Source organism: Nonomuraea thailandensis (assembly GCF_024172165.1).
GTDB lineage: Bacteria > Actinomycetota > Actinomycetes > Streptosporangiales > Streptosporangiaceae > Nonomuraea > Nonomuraea thailandensis.
In genome coordinates this window covers 10,402,078-10,420,750 of sequence record NZ_JAMZEB010000002.1, presented here as the reverse complement: position 1 = coordinate 10,420,750, position 18,673 = coordinate 10,402,078, and the positions used below count along the sequence as shown (strand labels likewise).

19 protein-coding genes and 1 riboswitch are annotated in these 18,673 nt (G+C 70.6%); of the genes, 4 read left to right on the top strand and 15 right to left on the bottom strand.

Annotated features, from left to right (window positions below; genetic code table 11):
• Positions 1 to 2 precede the first annotated feature (2 nt).
• The 5 genes from HD597_RS52400 to HD597_RS52380 all read right to left on the bottom strand — a co-directional run bounded on the left by HD597_RS52400 (position 3) and on the right by HD597_RS52380 (position 5,457).
• Positions 3 to 2,528, bottom strand: a complete 2,526-nt coding sequence (locus tag HD597_RS52400; RefSeq protein WP_253755180.1) for an L-aspartate oxidase — start codon at positions 2,526 to 2,528, stop codon at positions 3 to 5.
• A gap of 110 nt (positions 2,529 to 2,638) precedes the next feature.
• Positions 2,639 to 3,145: a DUF6624 domain-containing protein gene (locus HD597_RS52395; protein WP_253755178.1), complete on the bottom strand. Its 507-nt coding sequence runs from the start codon at positions 3,143 to 3,145 to the stop codon at positions 2,639 to 2,641.
• 20 nt (positions 3,146 to 3,165) lie between these two features.
• A complete protein-coding gene (gene panC, locus HD597_RS52390; RefSeq protein WP_253755176.1) occupies positions 3,166 to 4,002 on the bottom strand; it encodes a pantoate--beta-alanine ligase in 837 nt (278 codons plus the stop codon).
• 22 nt (positions 4,003 to 4,024) lie between these two features.
• A complete protein-coding gene (locus HD597_RS52385) occupies positions 4,025 to 4,915 on the bottom strand; it encodes a Rossmann-like and DUF2520 domain-containing protein (RefSeq protein ID WP_253755174.1) in 891 nt (296 codons plus the stop codon).
• Positions 4,916 to 5,226: 311 nt separating this feature from the next.
• Entirely contained in the window at positions 5,227 to 5,457 is a 231-nt protein-coding gene (locus HD597_RS52380) for a chaplin family protein (protein WP_253755172.1), read from the bottom strand.
• A gap of 189 nt (positions 5,458 to 5,646) precedes the next feature.
• Here HD597_RS52380 and HD597_RS52375 point away from each other — a divergent pair, with 189 nt between their 5' ends.
• Positions 5,647 to 6,609, top strand: a complete 963-nt coding sequence (locus tag HD597_RS52375; RefSeq protein WP_253755170.1) for an SAM-dependent methyltransferase — start codon at positions 5,647 to 5,649, stop codon at positions 6,607 to 6,609.
• A gap of 59 nt (positions 6,610 to 6,668) precedes the next feature.
• Here HD597_RS52375 and HD597_RS52370 read toward each other — a convergent pair whose 3' ends face one another.
• Positions 6,669 to 7,832 carry a cytochrome P450 gene (locus HD597_RS52370; protein WP_253755168.1) on the bottom strand — a complete coding sequence of 388 codons (1,164 nt, stop codon included), beginning with the start codon at positions 7,830 to 7,832 and terminating at the stop codon, positions 6,669 to 6,671.
• A gap of 29 nt (positions 7,833 to 7,861) precedes the next feature.
• Positions 7,862 to 8,605: a TerC family protein gene (locus HD597_RS52365; protein ID WP_253755166.1), complete on the bottom strand. Its 744-nt coding sequence runs from the start codon at positions 8,603 to 8,605 to the stop codon at positions 7,862 to 7,864.
• A gap of 121 nt (positions 8,606 to 8,726) precedes the next feature.
• A riboswitch (SAM riboswitch) is annotated at positions 8,727 to 8,842 on the top strand.
• A gap of 45 nt (positions 8,843 to 8,887) precedes the next feature.
• On the opposite strand from HD597_RS52365, the gene HD597_RS52360 reads away from it, so the two are divergent.
• Positions 8,888 to 10,177, top strand: a complete 1,290-nt coding sequence (locus HD597_RS52360; protein WP_372513596.1) for an aminotransferase class V-fold PLP-dependent enzyme — start codon at positions 8,888 to 8,890, stop codon at positions 10,175 to 10,177.
• A gap of 60 nt (positions 10,178 to 10,237) precedes the next feature.
• Here HD597_RS52360 and HD597_RS52355 read toward each other — a convergent pair whose 3' ends face one another.
• Positions 10,238 to 10,930, bottom strand: a complete 693-nt coding sequence (locus tag HD597_RS52355; protein WP_253755164.1) for a DoxX family protein — start codon at positions 10,928 to 10,930, stop codon at positions 10,238 to 10,240.
• A gap of 123 nt (positions 10,931 to 11,053) precedes the next feature.
• Between HD597_RS52355 and HD597_RS52350 the strand changes: the two genes are divergently transcribed.
• Entirely contained in the window at positions 11,054 to 12,199 is a 1,146-nt protein-coding gene (locus tag HD597_RS52350) for an NADH-quinone oxidoreductase subunit D (RefSeq protein ID WP_253755162.1), read from the top strand.
• Positions 12,196 to 13,323 (top strand): acyltransferase family protein, encoded by a 1,128-nt coding sequence (locus tag HD597_RS52345; protein ID WP_253755160.1) that lies wholly within the window; start codon positions 12,196 to 12,198, stop codon positions 13,321 to 13,323. Before HD597_RS52350 ends, HD597_RS52345 begins: the two co-directional genes overlap by 4 nt.
• 63 nt (positions 13,324 to 13,386) lie before the next feature.
• On the opposite strand, the gene HD597_RS52340 is transcribed toward HD597_RS52345, so the two are convergent.
• The 7 genes from HD597_RS52340 to ftsH form a co-directional block, all read right to left on the bottom strand.
• The gene (locus HD597_RS52340) at positions 13,387 to 13,842 is read right to left on the bottom strand and encodes a DUF3180 domain-containing protein (RefSeq protein WP_253755158.1); all 456 of its coding nucleotides are present in this window, start codon (positions 13,840 to 13,842) and stop codon (positions 13,387 to 13,389) included.
• Positions 13,839 to 14,345 carry a 2-amino-4-hydroxy-6-hydroxymethyldihydropteridine diphosphokinase gene (gene folK / locus HD597_RS52335; RefSeq protein ID WP_253755156.1) on the bottom strand — a complete coding sequence of 169 codons (507 nt, stop codon included), beginning with the start codon at positions 14,343 to 14,345 and terminating at the stop codon, positions 13,839 to 13,841. Before folK ends, HD597_RS52340 begins: the two co-directional genes overlap by 4 nt.
• On the bottom strand, positions 14,342 to 14,707 hold the full coding sequence (gene folB, locus HD597_RS52330) for a dihydroneopterin aldolase (RefSeq protein ID WP_253755154.1): 366 nt from the start codon (positions 14,705 to 14,707) through the stop codon (positions 14,342 to 14,344). Before folB ends, folK begins: the two co-directional genes overlap by 4 nt.
• The gene (locus HD597_RS52325) at positions 14,697 to 15,143 is read right to left on the bottom strand and encodes a nuclear transport factor 2 family protein (protein WP_253755152.1); all 447 of its coding nucleotides are present in this window, start codon (positions 15,141 to 15,143) and stop codon (positions 14,697 to 14,699) included. Before HD597_RS52325 ends, folB begins: the two co-directional genes overlap by 11 nt.
• On the bottom strand, positions 15,140 to 15,997 hold the full coding sequence (gene folP / locus HD597_RS52320) for a dihydropteroate synthase (protein WP_443689989.1): 858 nt from the start codon (positions 15,995 to 15,997) through the stop codon (positions 15,140 to 15,142). The genes HD597_RS52325 and folP overlap by 4 nt, the downstream gene beginning before the upstream one ends.
• A 69-nt stretch (positions 15,998 to 16,066) precedes the next feature.
• Positions 16,067 to 16,645, bottom strand: a complete 579-nt coding sequence (gene folE / locus HD597_RS52315) for a GTP cyclohydrolase I FolE (protein ID WP_253755149.1) — start codon at positions 16,643 to 16,645, stop codon at positions 16,067 to 16,069.
• The gene (ftsH, locus tag HD597_RS52310; RefSeq protein WP_253755147.1) at positions 16,642 to 18,636 is read right to left on the bottom strand and encodes an ATP-dependent zinc metalloprotease FtsH; all 1,995 of its coding nucleotides are present in this window, start codon (positions 18,634 to 18,636) and stop codon (positions 16,642 to 16,644) included. Before ftsH ends, folE begins: the two co-directional genes overlap by 4 nt.
• Between the last annotated feature and the right edge of the window lie 37 nt (positions 18,637 to 18,673).

Below are 18,673 nucleotides of genomic sequence, written 5' to 3'. Positions count from 1 at the left end.
AATTACCCCCGCAGATCCAGTGCGATGTCAAGGGCCGGCGCTGAGTGCGTTAGCGCTCCCACCGCAAGGTAGTCGACGCCAGTTTCCGCCACATCACGGGCCGATTCCAAGGTCAATCCCCCACTCGCTTCAAGAGCAACCCTGTTTTTCGCCCGATTTTTCACGAAATGTACGGCACGAGCTGTGTCCTCGACCGTGAAGTTGTCCAGCAGGACCAACTCGGCGCCCTCGTCCAGGACGGGCTCGAGCTGGTCGAGCCGGTCGATCTCCACCTCGATCGGCAGGTCCGGGTACCGCTCCCTGACCGCCCTGAACGCCTCGGCCACGCCCCCGGCCGCCACCACGTGATTGTCCTTGATCAGCGCGGCGTCCGACAGGGACATCCGGTGGTTGACCCCGCCCCCGCAGCGGACCGCGTACTTCTCCAGGGCCCGCAGGCCCGGCAGCGTCTTGCGGCTGTCGCGCACGCGGGCCGCGGTGCCGCTGATCGCCTCGACCCAGCGGGCGGTCAGCGTGGCCACCCCGGACAGGTGCGTGAGCAGGTTGAGCGCGGTGCGCTCGGCTGTCAGCAGGGCCCGCACCGGACCCTCGACGGTCATCAGCACGTCACCGGCCCTGACCTGCTCGCCGTCCTTGGCCACGCGCTCCGCGCGGGCCGCGCCCAGCCGCACGAAGACCGCCTCGGCCACCGCCAGCCCGGCCACCACGCCGTCCTTGCGGGCCACCACGTCGGCCACCGAGCGCTGCTCGGCCGAGATGGTGGCCAGGCTCGTGACGTCGCCCGCCTCCTGAAGGTCCTCGGCGAGCGCCCGGTCGATCAGCGCGTCCACCTCGGCCGGGTCCAGCCCGGCGGCGGTCAGCTCGTGCGCCAGTCGCGGCGGCATCGCATCACCGTGCGGCGTGTACGTCATGCGCAGGCCCTCCTCCGTCAGGGTCACGTCCAGGTGACCCAGCCATTCGTTGTCGTCGCGGGTGTCGTGGTCCTCGCGCCAGTGTGATCCGCGCGTCTCCAGCCGGGCCGCCGCCGCGCCGGTCAGGACGGTGGCCACGGTGAGCAGGTTCGTGGTCTCCCAGGACTCGGTGCACGCGGGCACCTGGACCGGGGTCCAGCGGGCGTCGCGCAGCGCCCTGGCCGTGGCGACCAGGGACTCGCGGCTGCGCAGCACGCTCGCCCCGGTGCTCATGTGGGCCTGGATCCTGGGCCGGACCCTCGGGTCCACCAGCCCCTCGGCGGCGTCGCCCGGCACCGGCTCCCCCGGCGCGGGGCGTACGGCGTGGATGTCCTCGGCGATGCGCTCGGCGAAGACCAGCCCTTCGAGCAGGGAGTTGGAGGCCAGCCGGTTCGCGCCGTGCACGCCGGTGCAGGCGACCTCGCCGCAGGCGTACAGGCCGTCGATGGAGGTGCGGCCGTACAGGTCCGTACGGACGCCGCCGCTGGCGTAGTGGGCGGCCGGCGAGACGGGGATCGGCTGCGTGGCCGGGTCGATGCCGTGCTCCCGGCAGACCGCGTAGATCGTCGGGAAGCGGGTCTCCCACTTGTCGCGGCCGAAGTGCCGGCCGTCCAGGTACACGTGGTCGCGACCCGTCTCGCGCATCACCCGCAGGATGGCCTTGGCCACGACGTCGCGCGGCGCCAGGTCCGCCAGCTCGTGCGCGTCCGCCATGAACCTGTTGCCCTCGTGGTCGGTCAGGAAGGCACCCTCGCCCCTGACCGCCTCCGAGATCAGCGGCTGCTGGCCCTTGGAGCCCTCGCCGAGCCACAACACGGTGGGGTGGAACTGCACGAACTCGATGTCCCGCACGACGGCCCCGGCCCGCAGGGCCAGCGCCACGCCGTCGCCCGTGGAGACGGCGGGGTTGGTGGTGGCCGCGTAGACCTGGCCCATGCCGCCGGTGGCGAGCACCACCGCCCTGGCGCGCACCGCGCCGACGCCGTCACGGGCGCCCTCGCCCATGACGTGCAGCGTCACGCCCCTGGCCCGGCCCCTGGCGTCCTTGAGCAGGTCGAGCACCAGCGCGTGCTCGATCACCTCGATCCGGCTCGCCCTGACCGCCTCGATGAGCGCCCGCTGCACCTCGGCGCCCGTGGCGTCGCCGCCGGCGTGGGTGATCCGGCGCCGACGGTGCCCGCCTTCCCTGGTGAGCTGGAGCTCCCCCTCGGGCGTCCGGTCGAAGCGGGCACCCCGCGCCATGAGCCGCCGCACCGCGCCGGGGCCCTCCGTCACGAGCGTGCGCACCGCCCGCACGTCGCACAGGCCCACTCCGGCGATCAAAGTGTCGTTCAGGTGCTCGTCAGGGGTGTCGCCCGGGTCGAGCACGGCCGCGATGCCGCCCTGGGCCCAGCGGGTGGAGCCCGCCGACAGCACGTCCTTGGTGACGACCAGGACCTTGGCCGCCGGCTCCAGCTCCGCGTGGCGCAGGGCCGCGGTCAGCCCCGCGACGCCGGAGCCCACGACGACCACGTCCGCCTCGACGGTCCAGCCGGGCGCCGGCGCGGTCAGACGCAGGGGAATCACCGGTGCGCTCATGGGGGTCTCCTCACTGAGGCGATTTCGTCATCATGACGATAATCCCTGGAGTGGTGATTTCGTCAATATGACGATAACGCGTGGTGTCGCGTGGACATGCCCCGGGGTGCTCAGTGGCTGTTGCTCTTCCTGATGAACGCCGCGTACTCGGCGAACGGCTCCAGCCCCACGGCCCTGCGCCGCTCGTCCAGCAGCTCGGGATCCTCGATCGGCATGGGCTCCAGGCCGTCCCCGCCGTCGTGGAACTGCGTGCCGTAGAGCTGGGGGCGGCCGGAGCGCACGCGTACGCGGTCCACCAGGTAGGCGAAGTCGCGCGGCGAGGCCTCGTCCGACTCCACGGCGTCGGCCATCACCTCGCGGAACAGCCGCTGCACGTCGCGGGAGGTCGCGTGCTGCGCCAGCAGCCAGGCCGCCCGCGCCGCCCGCTCCCCCACCTGCGAGATCAGCGGCCAGCCCCGGGTGGCGACGACGGAGTAGAGCCAGGCCGTGTTGCCCTCGTCGAGCCGCTGCAGGCGCGCGAGCCTCTTGTCACCGGGCATGCCCTTGGCCGGGTCACGCATGGCCTGGTCCATCTCCATGCGCCGGAGCAGCTCGTCCCTCAGCTCCTCATCCGTCATGCTCCCGACGGTAAACCGCCTCAGGCGGGATTCAAGGTGAGGGTGACGTTGTCGATCAGCCGCGTGGAGCCCACCCTGGCCGCCACCGCGAGCACGGCCATGCCCTCGAAGCTCTCGCTCACCTCCGTGAACGTGGCCGGATCGACCAGGGCCAGGTAGTCGAGGTCGAGCCCGGGGCCGGCCTCGTCGAGCACCGCGCGCGCGGTCCGCCGGATCTCGGCCGGGGTGAGCTGGGCCGCGCCCGCCCTCAGGGCCCGCGAGAGCGCCAGCGCCACCCGCCGGTCGTCGCCGGACAGGTAGCGGTTGCGGCTGGACAGGGCCAGGCCGTCGGGCTCGCGCACGGTCGGCGCGCCCAGGATCTCGATCGGCAGGTCGAGGTCGGCGACCATGCGGCGGATCAGGGCGAGCTGCTGGGCGTCCTTCTGCCCGAACACCGCCAGGTCCGGCTGCACCAGGTTGAACAGCTTGAGCACGACCGTGAGCACGCCGTCGAAGTGCCCCGGCCTGGAGGCCCCCTCGACGATCCGGCCCATCTCGCCGGCGGAGACGCTCACCTGGCGGTCGGGGGCGTACATGTCCTCGGCCGCCGGATGGAAGACGACGCCCACGTCCTCGGCCCGGCATACGTCAAGATCAGACTCAAATGTACGTGGATAACGCGAAAAATCCTCGTTAGGACCGAATTGGAGGGGATTGACGAAAATGCTGACCACGACCTGATCGGCCCGCACCCGGGCCTGCCTGATCAGCGACCGGTGGCCCTCGTGGAGCGCGCCCATGGTCGGCACCAGCGCCACCGTGCCCGCACGGCGCGCCTTGACCAGGTCTTCCCGGCCCCTGGCGACGATCAGCTCCATAACAGCCCTCCCAACGCGACGGTCAGGTCCATATATTGCCCCCCAGTGCGTCGAGCAGCCGCTCCGCCTCCTCAGGTTTGAGCAACCCCGCAGCCAGCGCCCGGTCCGCGGTGAGCCTGGCCAGCGCGACGTAGGCGTCGGCCGCCTCGGGAGCGGCCAGGATCAGCGCGTCGACGTGCTTGCGCACGGTGCCCGCGTCACCGCGGACGACCGGGCCGGTCAGCCCGGCGATGCCCAGCCGCAGCACGTTGTCGAGGGCCGCGCCCAGCAGCGGGCCCAGCATCCGGCCCGGATGCTCGACCCCGATGCCGCGCAGCAGGTCGGAGGACTCGGCGATGAGCGTGACCATGTGGTTGGCCGCATTGGCCAGGGCCGCGTGGTAGAGCGGGCGGTCGTCGTCGTCGATCCACACCGGCTCGCCGCCCATCTCGATCACCAGGGCCTCGGCGACGGGCCGCAACATCTCGGGGGCGGTGACGCCGTAGGAGATGCCGGTCAGCTTGTTGAGGTCGTCGTCCCTGCCGGTGAACGTCATCACCGGGTGCAGCGCTAGCGGCAGCGCCCCGGCCCCGGCGGCCGGATCGAGCACGGACAGCCCGTACGCCCCGCTGGTGTGCACCAGCATCTTGCCGCGAAGGTCGGCGCCGGTGCCCGCGAGCCCGCTGACGAGGTGCGGCAGCGCGTCGTCGGGCACGGTGAGCAGGACGAGCTGGGCCGCCGCCACCACCTCGTCGGGCTGGCACGGCGTGACGCCGAGCCGGTCGGCCGCCCACCGCTGCGAATTGTCGGACACGCCGCTGGCGGCCACGACCCTGTGCCCGGCCTGCGCCAACGCGGCGCCGAGAGCGGAGCCCACCTTGCCCGCCCCGAGCACGCCGACGGTCAGCCGTGCCGGGCGATCCCCTGCGTCCATGACGTCTCACCCCTGTCGACCGTGATGGCACTGCCGACCAGCGTAACGGCCTCTCCGAGTGACGAGCGTGACCGGTGTTTTGCCGCGCGTTGAGTTATTCGCAAAAGCGACAAGGGCATACAAAACGTGCACCCCCTGTCGGAAGAGATGAGGAGAGGGGTTCATCGCATGGCAGCGGGCGCCGAGTCCCGGATCGAGGCCCGACGCCCGCACGATGCGACCTCTTGGAGGTGCGCCGGCCGGTCATCCGCCGACTGACCGGCCGGGGAACGAGCCCGGGTCGACCTGCGTCGGCCCGGGCTCTTTTCCCATCAGTAGTGGTGGGGGGCGTGCACGCCGGCGCCGCCCTTGCAGCCGGCGACCGCGACGCCGATGACGGCCACGGCGTTGCCGCAGATGTTGATCGGGGCGGTGATCGGGGCGACCACCTGGTTGCCGGAGAGCACACCGCCGTGACCGTCGGTGATGATGTCGGCGTGCGCCGGGACGGCCAGCGACATCATGGCGACGGCTCCGGTGACGACCAGGACCTTCTTCAGCATGAGGGCTCCTCTCGGTTTCGCGGCGCGGGGCCGCGGGTGCATGTTCGGGAGCGGCCGGGATCGGCCAATTGGGGGTTGGCGGAACGCGACCACTCGGTGACAATGGGTAAACGCTACCGCAAGTTCACGACCTTGAGTAGTCATACGATGACCGTGCGTGTCCGTCACGAGTCATGAGATAGTCCAGGCATGTGGCTCACCTGGCGCGTCGCAACGGAGCGCGCGCTGTACGGCGAGGAGGGCTTCTACCTCCGCGAACGCCCGTCGGGCCACTTCCGCACCTCGGTCAGCGCCTCGGCGGCCTTCGCCGGCGCGGTGCTGGCGCTGCTCGCGGAGGTGGACGCGGATCTGGGCGAACCAGACGTGCTCGATCTGGTCGACATCGGCGCGGGCGAGGGCGCGCTGGTCACGCAGGTGCTGGAGGCGGCCGAGCCCCGGCTGCGCGACCGGCTGCGCGTCACGGCCGTGGACCTCTCGCCCCGGCCGGCGGGGCTGCCCGAGCGGATCGAGTGGTCGCCGAGCCTGCCGACGGAGATCACCGGGCTGGCCGTCGCCAACGAGTGGCTGGACAACGTGCCGCTCGACGTGGTCGAGCAGACCGCGGAGGGGCCGCGGCTGGTCATGGTCCACGTGCACACGGGCGAGGAACGCATCGGCGGCGCGCTGCGGCCGGCCGACCGGAGCTGGCTGGAGCGGTGGTGGCCGCTCGGCCGCGTGGGCTCGCGGGCCGAGATCGGGCGCCCCCGCGACGAGGCGTGGGCCTCGGTGCTCGTCCGCCTCACCAGGGGGCGGGCGGTCGCCATCGATTATGCACACCCTGTGGACAACCGGCCGCTGCACGGCACGCTCACCGGGTACCGCGACGGGGCGGTCGTCTCCCCCGTACCCGACGGGACCTGCGACATCACCGCGCACGTCGCGCTGGACGCGTGCGCGGAGGCCGGGCGGCGGGCCGGTGCGATATCCACAACCTTGTCCACACAGCGGCAGGCGCTGCGGGAGCTGGGGCTCACCGGTGAGCGGCCGCCGCTGGAGCTGGCCCGCAGCGATCCGCGCGGCTACCTCCGGGCCCTGGCCAGGGCCTCGGAGGAGGGCGAGCTGATCGACGCGTCGGGGCTCGGCGGCTTCGGCTGGCTCAGCCAGTCACGCTGACCGCCGGCGGCGGGCCCGCTCCAGACGGCGGGCCCGCCTCCAGACGGCGGTAAGCCGCTTCAGGCGGTGGCGGTGAGTTCCAGTGCGTGCAGGCCGCGGATGATGTAGCCCGGCTTCCAGGAGGGCTCCTGCCGCAGCTCCAGCGTGCCCGCCCGGTCGAGCAGCGCGCCGAACGACTCCATCAGCTCGATCCTGGCCAGCGGCGCGCCCAGGCAGAAGTGGATCCCGGCCCCGAAGGAGATGTGCGGGTTGTCGGCCCGGCCCACGTCGAGCCGGTCGGGATCGGCGAACACGGCCGGATCCCTGTTCGCCGAGCCGAACAGCAGCGCCACCTCCGAGCCGCGCGGGATCCGCACGCCGTGCACCTCGATGTCCTCCAGCACCCAGCGCTCGAACATCTGCAGCGGCGTGTCCCAGCGCATCAGCTCCTCCACCGCCGTGGGCAGCAGGGAGCGGTCGGCGCGCAGCCTGGCCAGCTCGCCGGGGTTCCTGAACAGGGACCACCAGCCGTTGCCCGTCACGTTCACGGTGGCCTCGTGACCGGCGTTGAGCAGCAGGACGCAGGTGCCGACCAGCTCGTCCTCGGTCAGCTCCTCGATCTGGGCGAGCGCGCTGACGAGGTCGTCGCCGGGGCTCCTGCGCCGCTGGGCGGCCAGGGCCTTGAGGTAGCCGGCGAACTCCGAGGCCGCGCGGACCGCGGTGTGCTGGGCCTCGGGGGACGGGTTGAGCTCGTACATGCCGCAGATGTCGGCGGACCAGGGCCGCAGGAGGTGGCGGTCCTGGTCCGGGATGCCGAGCATCTCCGCGATCACGGTGACCGGGAGCGGCTCGGCGACCTCGGCGATCAGGTCACCGCCGCCCTTGTCCACGTACGCGTCCACCAGGCTCCCGGCGATGGCCCGGACGCGGGGGCGCAGCGACTCGACCATGCGGGGCGTGAACGCCCTGGAGACCAGCCGGCGCAGCCTGGTGTGCACCGGCGGCTCCACGTCGAGCATGCCCGCTCTGATCACGCGCCAGAACGGCTCCTGGAACTCCGGCTCCGCCGGCCGGCCGAACTCCTCGTGGGTGGCCACGTGCAGGTAGGAGCGGCCCAGCCGACGGTCTCTGAGCAGCGCGTTCACGTCGGCGTGCCGCGCGATGAGCCACTGGCCCGTCGGCTCGAAGTAGCTGACGGGCGCCTCGCGCCTCAGCTCGTCGTAGACCCGGTACGGGTATGCCACGAAATCCGGATTCCAAGGATCAAAGCCCACTATTTCATCTTAGGAGTGGCATCCTGCTGCTTGGTGTGCCTGCCACGCATCCGGATGTTGAGCAGCTCCACGATCACCGAGAACGCCATCGCGAAGTAGATGTACCCCTTCGGGATGTGCTGGTCGAGACCCTCGGCGACGAGGACCACGCCGATCAGCACCAGGAACGCCAGCGCCAGCATCTTGATCGTCGGGTGCTGGTCCACAAACCTGCTGATCGGCCCGGAGGCGAACAGCATCACCGCCACCGACACCACGACGGCCGCGATCATCACGCCGAGTTCGTCCACCATGCCGACGGCGGTGATGACGGAGTCCAGCGAGAACACGATGTCCAGGATCATGATCTGCACGATCACCGAGGCGAAGGAGGCCGCGGCGGCCTGCTTACCGTCCTTGCCGGAGGGGCCCTCCATGCTGTGGTGGATCTCCGTGACGCTCTTGCCCAGCAGGAACAGGCCGCCGAGCAGCAGGATCAGGTCCCGTCCCGATATCTCGTGGCCGAGGACGGTGAACAGCGGCTCGGTGAGCTGCACCACCCACGACAGCCCGAACAGCAGGAGCAGCCGGCTGATCAGGGCGGCGGCCAGACCGAGCACCCGAGCGCGGTCCCGTTGTTCGGGGGGCAGTTTGCCGGCCAGGATGGAGATGAAGATGATGTTGTCGATCCCGAGGACGATCTCCAGGGCGACAAGGGTGAAGAAGCCGATCCAGATGTTCGGGTCGGTCACCCAATCCAACATCTGCTCACCTCCATGACTCAGGGGGACTTGACGGGGGTTTCCCGGTAGCAACGAGTCATGGGCGGCAATAGTTCGCGGTCTTGCGTTTTCTGCCCGGCTGTCGGTTATAGTTCCGAACGTAGGTCATGAGTGCCAGCGACAAGCCCCGGCTAGCTGGCCGGCAACCCTCGCGTCCGCGGCGGGGTGCCCCGGGTGAAGACCTGGTCCGCCACGAGGTGTGGCGGGCAAGCGCGGGCTCCGTGGCTGCTCCCAGGGGTCCGATGACCCTGCAGGAGGCATGCCGTGTCCACGCTGACGATCTTCGACTCCGCCGCTGACGCCGCCGGAACCGCTCAGGACGCCCCGGCGGGCCGGCCGATCCCCGCCGTGCTCGGCGCCGATCTGGAGGTGCCCGTCAAGGGCGGCAGGCTCGTGGGATACGCGAACCTGGACTACGCCGCCAGCGCGCCCTGTCTGGAGCCGGTCAGCGCCGCCGTCGCCGCCGCGCTCCCGGCCTACTCCAGCGTCCACCGCGGCGCCGGCTACGCCTCGCAGCTCACCACCGCCAGGTACGAGCAGGCCCGCCACACGGTCAGGGCGTTCGTCGGCGCCCGCCCCGACGATGCCGTGATCTTCACCCGCAACACCACCGACGCCACGAACCTGCTGGCCGGCTGCCTGCCGGAAGGCGCCACCGCCGTGGTCTTCGACACCGAGCACCACGCCTCCCTGCTGCCCTGGCCGAAGGCCGTACGGCTGGCCCCGCCCGCCTTCCCCGGCGAGGCCGTGCGGGCCGCCGACGAGGCGCTGGCCGGGATCGACGGGCCGAAGCTGCTCGTGGTCACCGCCGCCTCCAACGTGACCGGCGAGCTGTGGCCGATCGCCGCCCTGGCCCACATCGCGCACCGGCACGGGGCCCGCATCCTGGTGGACGCGGCGCAGCTCGTACCGCATCGCAAGCTCAACCTGACCGCGCTCGACCTGGACTACGTGGCCTTCTCCGGGCACAAGCTGTACGCGCCGTTCGGCGCGGGGGTGCTGGTCGGGCGGCGGGACTGGCTGGCCGAGGGGAAGCCGTACCTGGCGGGCGGGGGTGCGGTGCGCTCGGTCGGGGACGACGTCGAGTGGCACGACGACCCCGAGCCGCGGCACGAGGCGGGCACCCCGAACGTGCTGGGCGCCATCGCGCTGGCCGCCGCCTGCGACGCGCTGACCGCCACCGGGTGGACGGAGCTGGTGCGCGAGGAGGAGCGGCTGATCACCCGGCTGCGGGCCGGGCTCGCCTCGATCGCGGGTGTACGGGAGCTCTCGCTGTGGGGGGACGACCACCCGCGGGTCGGCATCGTGTCGTTCACCGTGGCCGGCTACTCGGCCCGCGAGGTGGCGGAGGCGCTGTCCGGCGAGTACGGCATCGGGGTGCGTGACGGCAAGTTCTGCGCGCACCCGTTCGTGCGGCACCTGCTCGGGACCGCCGACGGGGGTTGCGAGGACGACACCGCGTCGGCGGTGCGGGCCTCGATCGGGATCGGCACCACGCAGGAGCACGTGGACCGGCTGGTCGAGGCCGTGCGTGACCTCGTCTCGCGCCTCTAGACCCGACCTTCGGCAGATCGCGACCGTGCGCGAGCTTCGTCGCCCGCCTCTGGACCGCGGTCACTCGTTCGGCGGCCTGCGGTGCTGCGGCGGCTCGTCCGAGACGAGGGCGTCGATCTCCCGCATGTCGTCGTCGTTGAGCCTGCCCGAGGCGGGTGCGGCGGGCTGCCGCGGCACCTCGGGCGTCTCGCCGGACCCGGAGGCGGGTGTCGTGGGCCCGCCGGTGGCCGCCGGGCCTGCCGTGCCGCCCGCGGTGGTCGTCGTACCCGCCACGCCGCCGGCGGTGGGCGTCCTGCCCGGCCCGTACGCCGTCAGCTCCTCCTCGGCCGCACGCCGGTCGGCGCGCCTGCGGAACATCGCGCCGAAGATGGCGTCCAGGCTGATCCGGCCGCCGCCCAGCGCCAGGAACAGCAGGCTGAGCGCGCCGAGGGCTCCTGTCAGCTCCCAGCCGCCCTCACCGACCATCACGCCCTTGGTGCCGTGCACGAACGCGATCGCACCGAGCATGTTGATCAGCAACAGCAGCGCCACCGGGCGTACCAGCAGGCCGAGGATCAGGAAGATGCCGCCGACGGTCTCGACGATGGTCGCGTACCCGGCGGCCAGCTCGGGCATCGGGATCCCCATCTCCCTGAAACCCTGCGCGGTGGCGCCGAGCCCGCTCTGCCACTTCTGCCAGCCGTGCGCCACGAAGATCACGCCGGTAGCGACGCGCGCGATCAGTGCCGCCACATCAAAGAGAACTCTCTTCATGGTGTTTTCTCCCCCCGTTCCCGATATTCCTCCCCATGTCCGGCTTCGCGATGCATTTCCATACCATGTCTTGACCCGCCCCCACGCTGGATCACCACCGAGGTCGGTGGCAGCATGGCCCGTATGACGGAACGTGTGGTCGGAATCGGCGCGGGCGCGAAAGAGCTGGCCACGGAGGACATGATCCTCAACATCGGCCCCCAGCACCCGTCCACCCACGGCGTGCTCAGGCTGCGGCTGACGCTCGACGGCGAGCGCATCGCCACCGCCGAGCCGATCATCGGCTACATGCACCGGGGCGCGGAGAAGCTGTTCGAGGTGCGCGACTACCGTCAGATCATCATGCTGGCCAACCGGCACGACTGGCTGTCGGGCTTCGCCAACGAGCTGGGCGTGGTGCTCGCCGCCGAGCGCATGCTGGGCATGGAGCCGCCGGTACGGGCCGTGTGGGCGCGCACGCTGCTGGCCGAGCTCAACCGGGCGCTCAACCACCTGATGTTCCTCGGCTCCTACCCTCTCGAACTGGGCGCGATGACGCCGCTGTTCTACTCCTTCAACGAGCGCGAGCGCATCCAGGCCGTCATGGAGGAGATCTCCGGCGGGCGCATGCACTACATGTTCAACCGGGTCGGCGGCCTCAAGGAGGACCTGCCGTACGGCTGGCTCGACCGCGTCTCCGCCACCGTCGCGGAGACCCGCCGCCGGATCCCCGACATCGAGAACCTCATCCTGCACAACGAGATCTTCATCGCCCGCACCAAGGGCGTCGGGGTGCTCTCGCGCGAGCAGATCATGCAGTACGGCGTCAGCGGCCCCATCGCCCGCGCCTCCGGGGTCGACCTCGACCTGCGGCGCGACGATCCGTACCTGGCCTATCCGGAGCTGCCCGTCAAGGTCGTCACCCGCGGCGCCGGCGACTGCCACGCCCGCTTCGAGGTGCTCCTCGATCAGCTCAAGGTCTCCCTCGACCTGGCCGACGTGTGCGTCGAGAAGCTGCGCTCGCTGCCGCCCGGGCCGATCAACCAGCGGCTGCCGAAGGTGCTCAAGGTGCCCGAGGGGCACACGTACGCGTGGACGGAGAACCCGCTCGGCATCAACGGCTACTACCTGGTCTCCAAGGGCGACAAGACGCCGTGGCGGCTCAAGCTGCGCTCGGCCTCCTACAGCAACGTCCAGGTGCTGCGCGAGATGCTGCCCGGGCATCTCGTGGCCGACATGGTGGCGATCCTGGGCTCCATGTTCTTCGTGGTGGGTGACATCGATAAGTGAAGGCTCAGGAACGCGACAAGTACGTCGACTGGCTGCGGGCGCTCAGCCTGATCGTCGTGGTGGTGTGGCACTGGGCCTTCACGATCCTCGACTGGAAACCGTACGGGCCCGAGCCCACCAGCCCGCTGGGCTTCACCAGCGGGTTGTGGATCCTCACCTGGCTGCTGCAGGTGCTGCCGCTGTTCTTCTACGTCGGCGGCCACGTGCACCTGCTGTCCTGGCACCGGGCCAAGGAACGCGGCACCGGCATCGGCGCGTTCGTCTGGCGGCGCATCCGCGCGCTGGCCTTACCCGCGCTGTTCTTGTCCGGGGTGTGGATCGTCATCGGGGCGGTGGTGACGTACACGTTCCAGGTGGACTGGATGTGGCGGGTGGTACTGCTGGTGCTCAGCCCGCTGTGGTTCCTCGGCGTCTACCTCGTGCTCATCGCGCTGCTGCCCCTCGCGCTCTGGCTGCACAAGCGCTACGACGTGCTCACCCTCATCTGGCTCGGCGGCGCGGCGCTCGTGGTGGACGTGCTGCGCTTCCGCTACGGGATCGAGTGGGCGGCCTGGCTCAACATGATCATCGTCTGGGGGCTGGCGCACCAGGCGGGCTTCTTCTACGACCGCGTCGTGGCGCTGCCCAGGCGCTACGACATCGCGCTGCTGTGGACCGGGCTGTTCGCCCTGTTCGGGCTGGTCTACTCGGGCATCTACCCGGGTTCGATGGTCGGGGTGCCGGGTGACAAGTTCTCCAACATGGCGCCGCCCACGTTCGTGATCGTGGCGCTGCTGCTGTTCCAGATCGGGCTGGTCGAGGTGCTCCGGCCGGCCATGGAGCGGGTGCTGGAGCGGCCCCGCTGGGGGCGGCTGAACGAGTTCATCAACCGGTACTCGCTGCCGCTGTTCCTGTTCCACACCACCGGGATGGCGATCTCCCTGGGGCTGTCGTGGTGGTTGTTCGGCACGCTGGGCGACCGGATCCCGCCGGACTCGGTGTGGTGGCTGGAGCGGCCGATCGCCATCATCGGGCCGCTCATCTGCACCGCTCCGGTCATCTACCTGTTCGGCCGCCGCCGCGCCCCCGTCAGGCAGGCGCGGGACAGGGATGCCGGCGGTTCCATACGCTCGGAGCACGGCTGACATCGCCGCACCCCCGGCTCCGCTGACCGGCGATCGTCGCACCCCCCGCTCCGTCGGGCGGCGCTAGTCGCGGGTGCGGTCCTCGGGCTCCTTCGGGATGCGGCAGGAGTGCTCCAGGTAGAGCGCCGCGCAGATCAGCACCACGCACGACACGAACGAGCCCGTCGCGACGAAGAACTCGCCGCGCGGCGTCTCACGGTCGAGCAACTGCACGGTGTGCAGGGCGAACCCGGCGAACACGCCGCCGAACACCGCCCCCGCGTACGCCGAGGCCTTCGCCAGCGCCGCCAGCCTGGCCACCGCCAGCGGCTCCACCGGCTTGGTGTCCGGCTTCCTGGCGATCCTGGCCCTGGTCGCCCAGCCGCTGTAGGCCTCGCCGATGGCCAGCAGCAGCACCGTGGGGATCGCCGTCCAGGGCATGAGCGGCAGGTCGGAGTAGATCGGCCTGATCACGGCCCAGATGAGCAGGGCCACGACGACGACGATGCCGACCAGGGGGCCGGGGTGCGTGGGCTTCAATCGGGCCTCTGCAGCTTCAGGTCCTCGCGCAGGCGTACGCCCTGCTCGTCGTCGAGCCCCGCCAGGAGGTCGGCCACCCGGCCGCGGCCGGGCACCTCGCCCTCCGGGTCGGCCTTCGACCAGGGCACCAGCACGAACGCGCGCTCGTGCGCCCGCGGGTGCGGCAGCGTGAGGTCGGGATCGTCGCAGACGGTCTCGCCCACCACGATCAGGTCGATGTCGAGCGTGCGCGGCCCCCAGCGCTCCACGCGCTCGCGGCCGAAGGCGTTCTCGACGCTCTGCGCCCGCTCCAGCAGCGTGCGCGGGGCGAGCGAGGTCTCGGCGACCACGATCGCGTTGAGGTACGGGCGCTGCCCGCCGGGCCCGCCGACCGGGTCGGTCTCGTAGACCGGGGACGCCGAGACGAACTCCAGCCCCGGCGCGTCGAACAGCGTGTCCACGGCACCCTGCAACGTCTGGAACCTGCGGCCCAGGTTGCTGCCGAGAGAGAGCACCACCTTCATGCGCGGCTCCGCTCGATCGTGACGACCACGTCGTCGAAGGGCAGCGGGATCGGCGCCGCCGGTTTGTGCACGCTCACCTCGGCCTTGCGCACCAGCTCACTGGCCAGGCACACGTCGGCCAGCCGCTGGGCGAGCGTCTCGATCAGGTCGACCGGCTCGCCCTCCACCACCTCCACCAGCGCCTGCGCCAGCTCCCCGTAGTGGACGGTCTTGGTCAGGTCGTCGCCGGCCGCGGCCGGCGCGGTGTCGAGGAACAGCGTCGCGTCCACCACGAACTCCTGCCCGAGCTCCCGCTCGGCAGCGAGCACGCCGTGCCTGCCCCGGGCCCGCAGGCCTCTGAGAGCGATGCGATCAAGGCTCAAGCTCGCCTTCCTCCTCCTCGTCGTCGTCGCCCTGGAGGACCGGGGAGCCGTGGTGCATCCACAGGCGCCAGCCCTGTGAGGTCCGGATGTAGACGTTGCTGGCCACCACCTTGCCCGCGGCGAAGCTGGCCTCACCCTCCTCGCCCGCGGTCAGGATGTTCTCCACGCAGGTCAGGACGGCCACGTCGCCCAGCACGGTCGTGTTGACGTCGGTCAGCACGAACTGGATGTAGGTGGTGTTCGCCATGATCAGGGCCCAGGAGCGCAGCACCTCCTGGCGGCCCGTCAGGAGGGTCCAGCCCGGGTGCACGCAGCTCACCTGGTCGTCAGTGGTGTCCTCGGCCCAGATCTCGGTCATCTTGTCCAGGTCCGCGCTCTCGATGGCGGCGTAGAACTCCTGGTTGACCGTCTCGATCGCGGCGGTGTCGACGCTCATGTGCCTGCTCCGGCTCTCTTCCATGCGGCCGCCACGCGCACGGCATCGGCGTTGGGACCTACCTCGTGCACGCGGACGCACCAGGCGCCGGCGTGCGCCGCCAGCGCGGTGACCGCCAGCGTGGCGTCGTCACTGCGGCTGAACGGCCGTGGCGTGCCGTCGGGATCGGCCAGCAGCCGCCCCAGGAAACGCTTGCGGGATGCTCCGACGAGCAGCGGGAAGCCCAGCTCGGCCAGGCGCGGGATGCCCGCGAGCACGGCCCAGTTGTGCTCGGCGTTCTTGGCGAAGCCGAGGCCGGGGTCGAGCACGACCTGCTCCGGCGTGACCCCCTCGGCCAGCACCAGGTCGACCCGCTTGCTCAGCTCCTCGCGCACCTCCGTCACCACGTCGGCGTAGACGGCGCGCGAGTACATGTCGTGGCTGTGGCCGCGCCAGTGCATCACGACATAGGTGACTCCGGTCGCGGCGACCACGCGCGGCATCTCCGGGTCGGCCAGGCCGCCGCTCACGTCGTTGACGATGCGCGCACCCGCCTCCACGGCGGCCTTGGCGACCTCGGCACGCATCGTGTCGACGCTGACCACCACCCCCTCGGCGGACAGCGCCCTGATCACCGGGACGATCCGGGCCAGCTCCTCGTCCATGGACACCCTGGCCGCGCCCGGGCGGGTGGACTCGCCGCCCACGTCGACGATGTCGGCGCCCTCCCGCACCAGCTCAAAGCCGTGCTGGATGGCGGCCGCCTCGTCGAACCACATGCCGCCGTCACTGAACGAGTCGGGCGTCACGTTGACCACACCCATGACGAGGCACCGCTCCGCACCTCCCGGCACGTTGATGGGCACGCTAGTCATGGGCCAAGCCTAGGCGCTTCCCCACACCTGCTGACATCGTGGGTACCCCGTTCGGACATCGGCCGCCGCTCAGCGGCCGAGGATCAGCGCCATGGCCTCGGATCGGGTCTTGTCGCTGGTGCGGAAGTCGCCGCGGACCGCCGAGGTGACGGTCTTGGCGCCCGGCTTGCGCACGCCGCGCATCGTCATGCACAGGTGCTCGCACTCCACGACCACGATGACCCCGCGCGGCTCCAGCACCCGCATGAGCGCGTCGGCGATCTGGGAGGTCATGCGCTCCTGCACCTGGGGGCGGCGGGCGAACACGTCCACCAGGCGCGCGAGCTTCGACAGGCCGGTGACCTGGCCCCGCTCGTTGGGGATGTAGCCCACGTGGGCCAGGCCGTGGAACGGGACGAGGTGGTGCTCGCAGGTCGAGTAGACCTCGATGTCGCGAACGAGCACCATCTCGTCGTGGTCGACGTCGAAGACCTTGTTCAGCACGTCTTCCGGCTGCTGGCCGAGCCCCGAATACTGCTCGGCCATGGCTCTGGCGACCCGGGAGGGCGTCTCGATCAGGCCGTCACGGTCGGGATCCTCGCCGATGGCGTAGAGGATCTCGCGAACGGCCTTCTCGATCCGCCCCAGGTCGACGTCGTGCTGGGTCACGCACTGTCCCCGGAAGGCAGGGCGTCCTGGTGACCCGAGGTGAGCGAGCCGTTGGCCGACTGCTCCTTCGGGGTCAGGATCGGCGGGCGGTCGGACGGGAGCCGCTTGCCGTAACCCGCGTACGACGGGCGGTGCTCCTTGACGATCACCGGCGCGAAGATCTGCAGGACCTGCTCGCGGGAGAGGGTCTCCTTCTCCATGAGCTCCAGCACCAGGTTGTCGAGCACGTCGCGGTACTCGACCAGGATGTCCCACGCCTGGTCGTGCGCCGTCTCGATCATCCGGCGGACCTCCTCGTCGATCGAGGAGGCGATCTTCTCGGAGTAGTCGCGCTCGTGGCCCATCTCGCGGCCCAGGAAGACCTCGGCCTGGCCGGTGCCGAACTTACGGGCGCCGAGCTGCTCGCTCATGCCGTACTCGGTCACCATGCGGCGGGCGACCGCCGTGGCCTTCTCGATGTCGTTGGAGGCGCCGGTGGTGGGCTCGTGGAAGACGAGCTCCTCCGCCGCGCGGCCGCCGAGCAGCATCGCGAGCTGGTCCATCATCTCGGACCTGGTGGCCAGGAACTTGTCCTCCATCGGCAGCGTCATCGTGTAACCGAGGGCGCGGCCGCGGGACAGGATCGTGATCTTGTGGACCGGGTCGGAGTTCGGCAGCGCGTGCGCCACCAGCGCGTGACCGCCTTCGTGGTAGGCGATCATCTTCTTTTCCTTGTCGGACATGACCCGCGTCTTGCGCTCGGGCCCTGCCATGACGCGGTCGATCGACTCCTCGAGGGTGTCCATCGTGATCAGCTTCTGGTCGGCCCGCGCGGTGAGCAGGGCGGCCTCGTTGATCACGTTGGCCAGGTCGGCGCCGGTGAACCCGGGGGTGCGGCGCGCGATGACGTCGAGGTCGACGTTGGGCGCGAACGGCTTGCCGCGGCCGTGCACCTTGAGGATGCCCTTGCGGCCCTCCAGGTCGGGGCGGTCGACGGTGACCTGCCGGTCGAAACGGCCCGGACGCAGCAGCGCCGGGTCGAGGATGTCGGGCCGGTTCGTCGCGGCGATGAGGATCACGCCGCCCTTGACGTCGAAGCCGTCCATCTCGACGAGCAGCTGGTTGAGCGTCTGCTCGCGCTCGTCGTGACCGCCGCCCAGGCCGGCGCCGCGGTGGCGGCCGACGGCGTCGATCTCGTCGATGAAGATGATCGCCGGGGCGTTGGCCTTCGCCTGCTCGAACAGGTCGCGGACACGCGAGGCGCCGACACCGACGAACATCTCGACGAAGTCGGAGCCGGAGATCGAGTAGAACGGCACTCCGGCCTCACCGGCGACCGCGCGGGCCAGCAGCGTCTTGCCGGTGCCGGGCGGGCCGTACAGCAGGACACCCTTGGGGATCTTGGCGCCGATCGCCTGGAACTTGGCCGGGGCCTGGAGGAACTCCTTGATCTCCTGGAGCTCCTCGATGGCCTCGTCCGCGCCGGCCACGTCGGCGAACGTGGTCTTGGGAGTGTCCTTGGTGATCAGCTTGGCCTTCGACTTGCCGAAGTTCATCACCCGGGAACCGCCGCCCTGCATCTGGTTCATGATGAACAGGAAGATCAGCACGATGATGACGATCGGCAGGAAGCTCACCAGGAGGCTGAGCAGGATGTTCTCCTGGGGCACCTCGGTGGTGAAGCTCTTGGTCTTCTTCGCGTCGACCTGAGCCTGGAGCTCGTCGGTCAGCTTGCTGCCGTAGCCGGTGACCCAGCTCGACTGGATCAGCTTCGTCGGCGCGTCGCCCGGCTTGACCGAGATCGGGTTGACCAGCGTCGCCTCGATCCGGTTGTCCTTGTCGATAATCTTGGCGTTGCTGACGTTTCCTGACCGAATCTGCTGAAGAACCAAGGACGTGTCGGCCGTCTTGAAATTCCCGCCGCCACTCCAGAGCTGGGTGACGAGGAGGAGCAGCACGACGATGCCCAGGATCCACAGCAGTGGCCCACGTGTAAATCGCTTGAGATCCATCCGATGCGGAACCCCTTGCGGGCCCGTCCCTTCCTGA

What these genes read in the sequence shown, in the direction of transcription:
- folK (WP_253755156.1), bottom strand. Translation starts at nt 14,345, where the DNA reads ATGAAGGTGGTGCTCTCTCTCGGCAGCAACCTGGGCCGCAGGTTCCAG.
- HD597_RS52355 (WP_253755164.1), bottom strand. Translation starts at nt 10,930, where the DNA reads ATGAAGAGAGTTCTCTTTGATGTGGCGGCACTGATCGCGCGCGTCGCT.
- folP (WP_443689989.1), bottom strand. Translation starts at nt 15,997, where the DNA reads ATGACTAGCGTGCCCATCAACGTGCCGGGAGGTGCGGAGCGGTGCCTC.
- HD597_RS52385 (WP_253755174.1), bottom strand. Translation starts at nt 4,915, where the DNA reads ATGGACGCAGGGGATCGCCCGGCACGGCTGACCGTCGGCGTGCTCGGG.
- HD597_RS52365 (WP_253755166.1), bottom strand. Translation starts at nt 8,605, where the DNA reads ATGTTGGATTGGGTGACCGACCCGAACATCTGGATCGGCTTCTTCACC.
- HD597_RS52395 (WP_253755178.1), bottom strand. Translation starts at nt 3,145, where the DNA reads ATGACGGATGAGGAGCTGAGGGACGAGCTGCTCCGGCGCATGGAGATG.
- HD597_RS52325 (WP_253755152.1), bottom strand. Translation starts at nt 15,143, where the DNA reads ATGAGCGTCGACACCGCCGCGATCGAGACGGTCAACCAGGAGTTCTAC.
- panC (WP_253755176.1), bottom strand. Translation starts at nt 4,002, where the DNA reads ATGGAGCTGATCGTCGCCAGGGGCCGGGAAGACCTGGTCAAGGCGCGC.
- HD597_RS52375 (WP_253755170.1), top strand. Translation starts at nt 5,647, where the DNA reads ATGTGGCTCACCTGGCGCGTCGCAACGGAGCGCGCGCTGTACGGCGAG.
- HD597_RS52400 (WP_253755180.1), bottom strand. Translation starts at nt 2,528, where the DNA reads ATGAGCGCACCGGTGATTCCCCTGCGTCTGACCGCGCCGGCGCCCGGC.
- ftsH (WP_253755147.1), bottom strand. Translation starts at nt 18,636, where the DNA reads ATGGATCTCAAGCGATTTACACGTGGGCCACTGCTGTGGATCCTGGGC.
- HD597_RS52350 (WP_253755162.1), top strand. Translation starts at nt 11,054, where the DNA reads ATGACGGAACGTGTGGTCGGAATCGGCGCGGGCGCGAAAGAGCTGGCC.
- HD597_RS52380 (WP_253755172.1), bottom strand. Translation starts at nt 5,457, where the DNA reads ATGCTGAAGAAGGTCCTGGTCGTCACCGGAGCCGTCGCCATGATGTCG.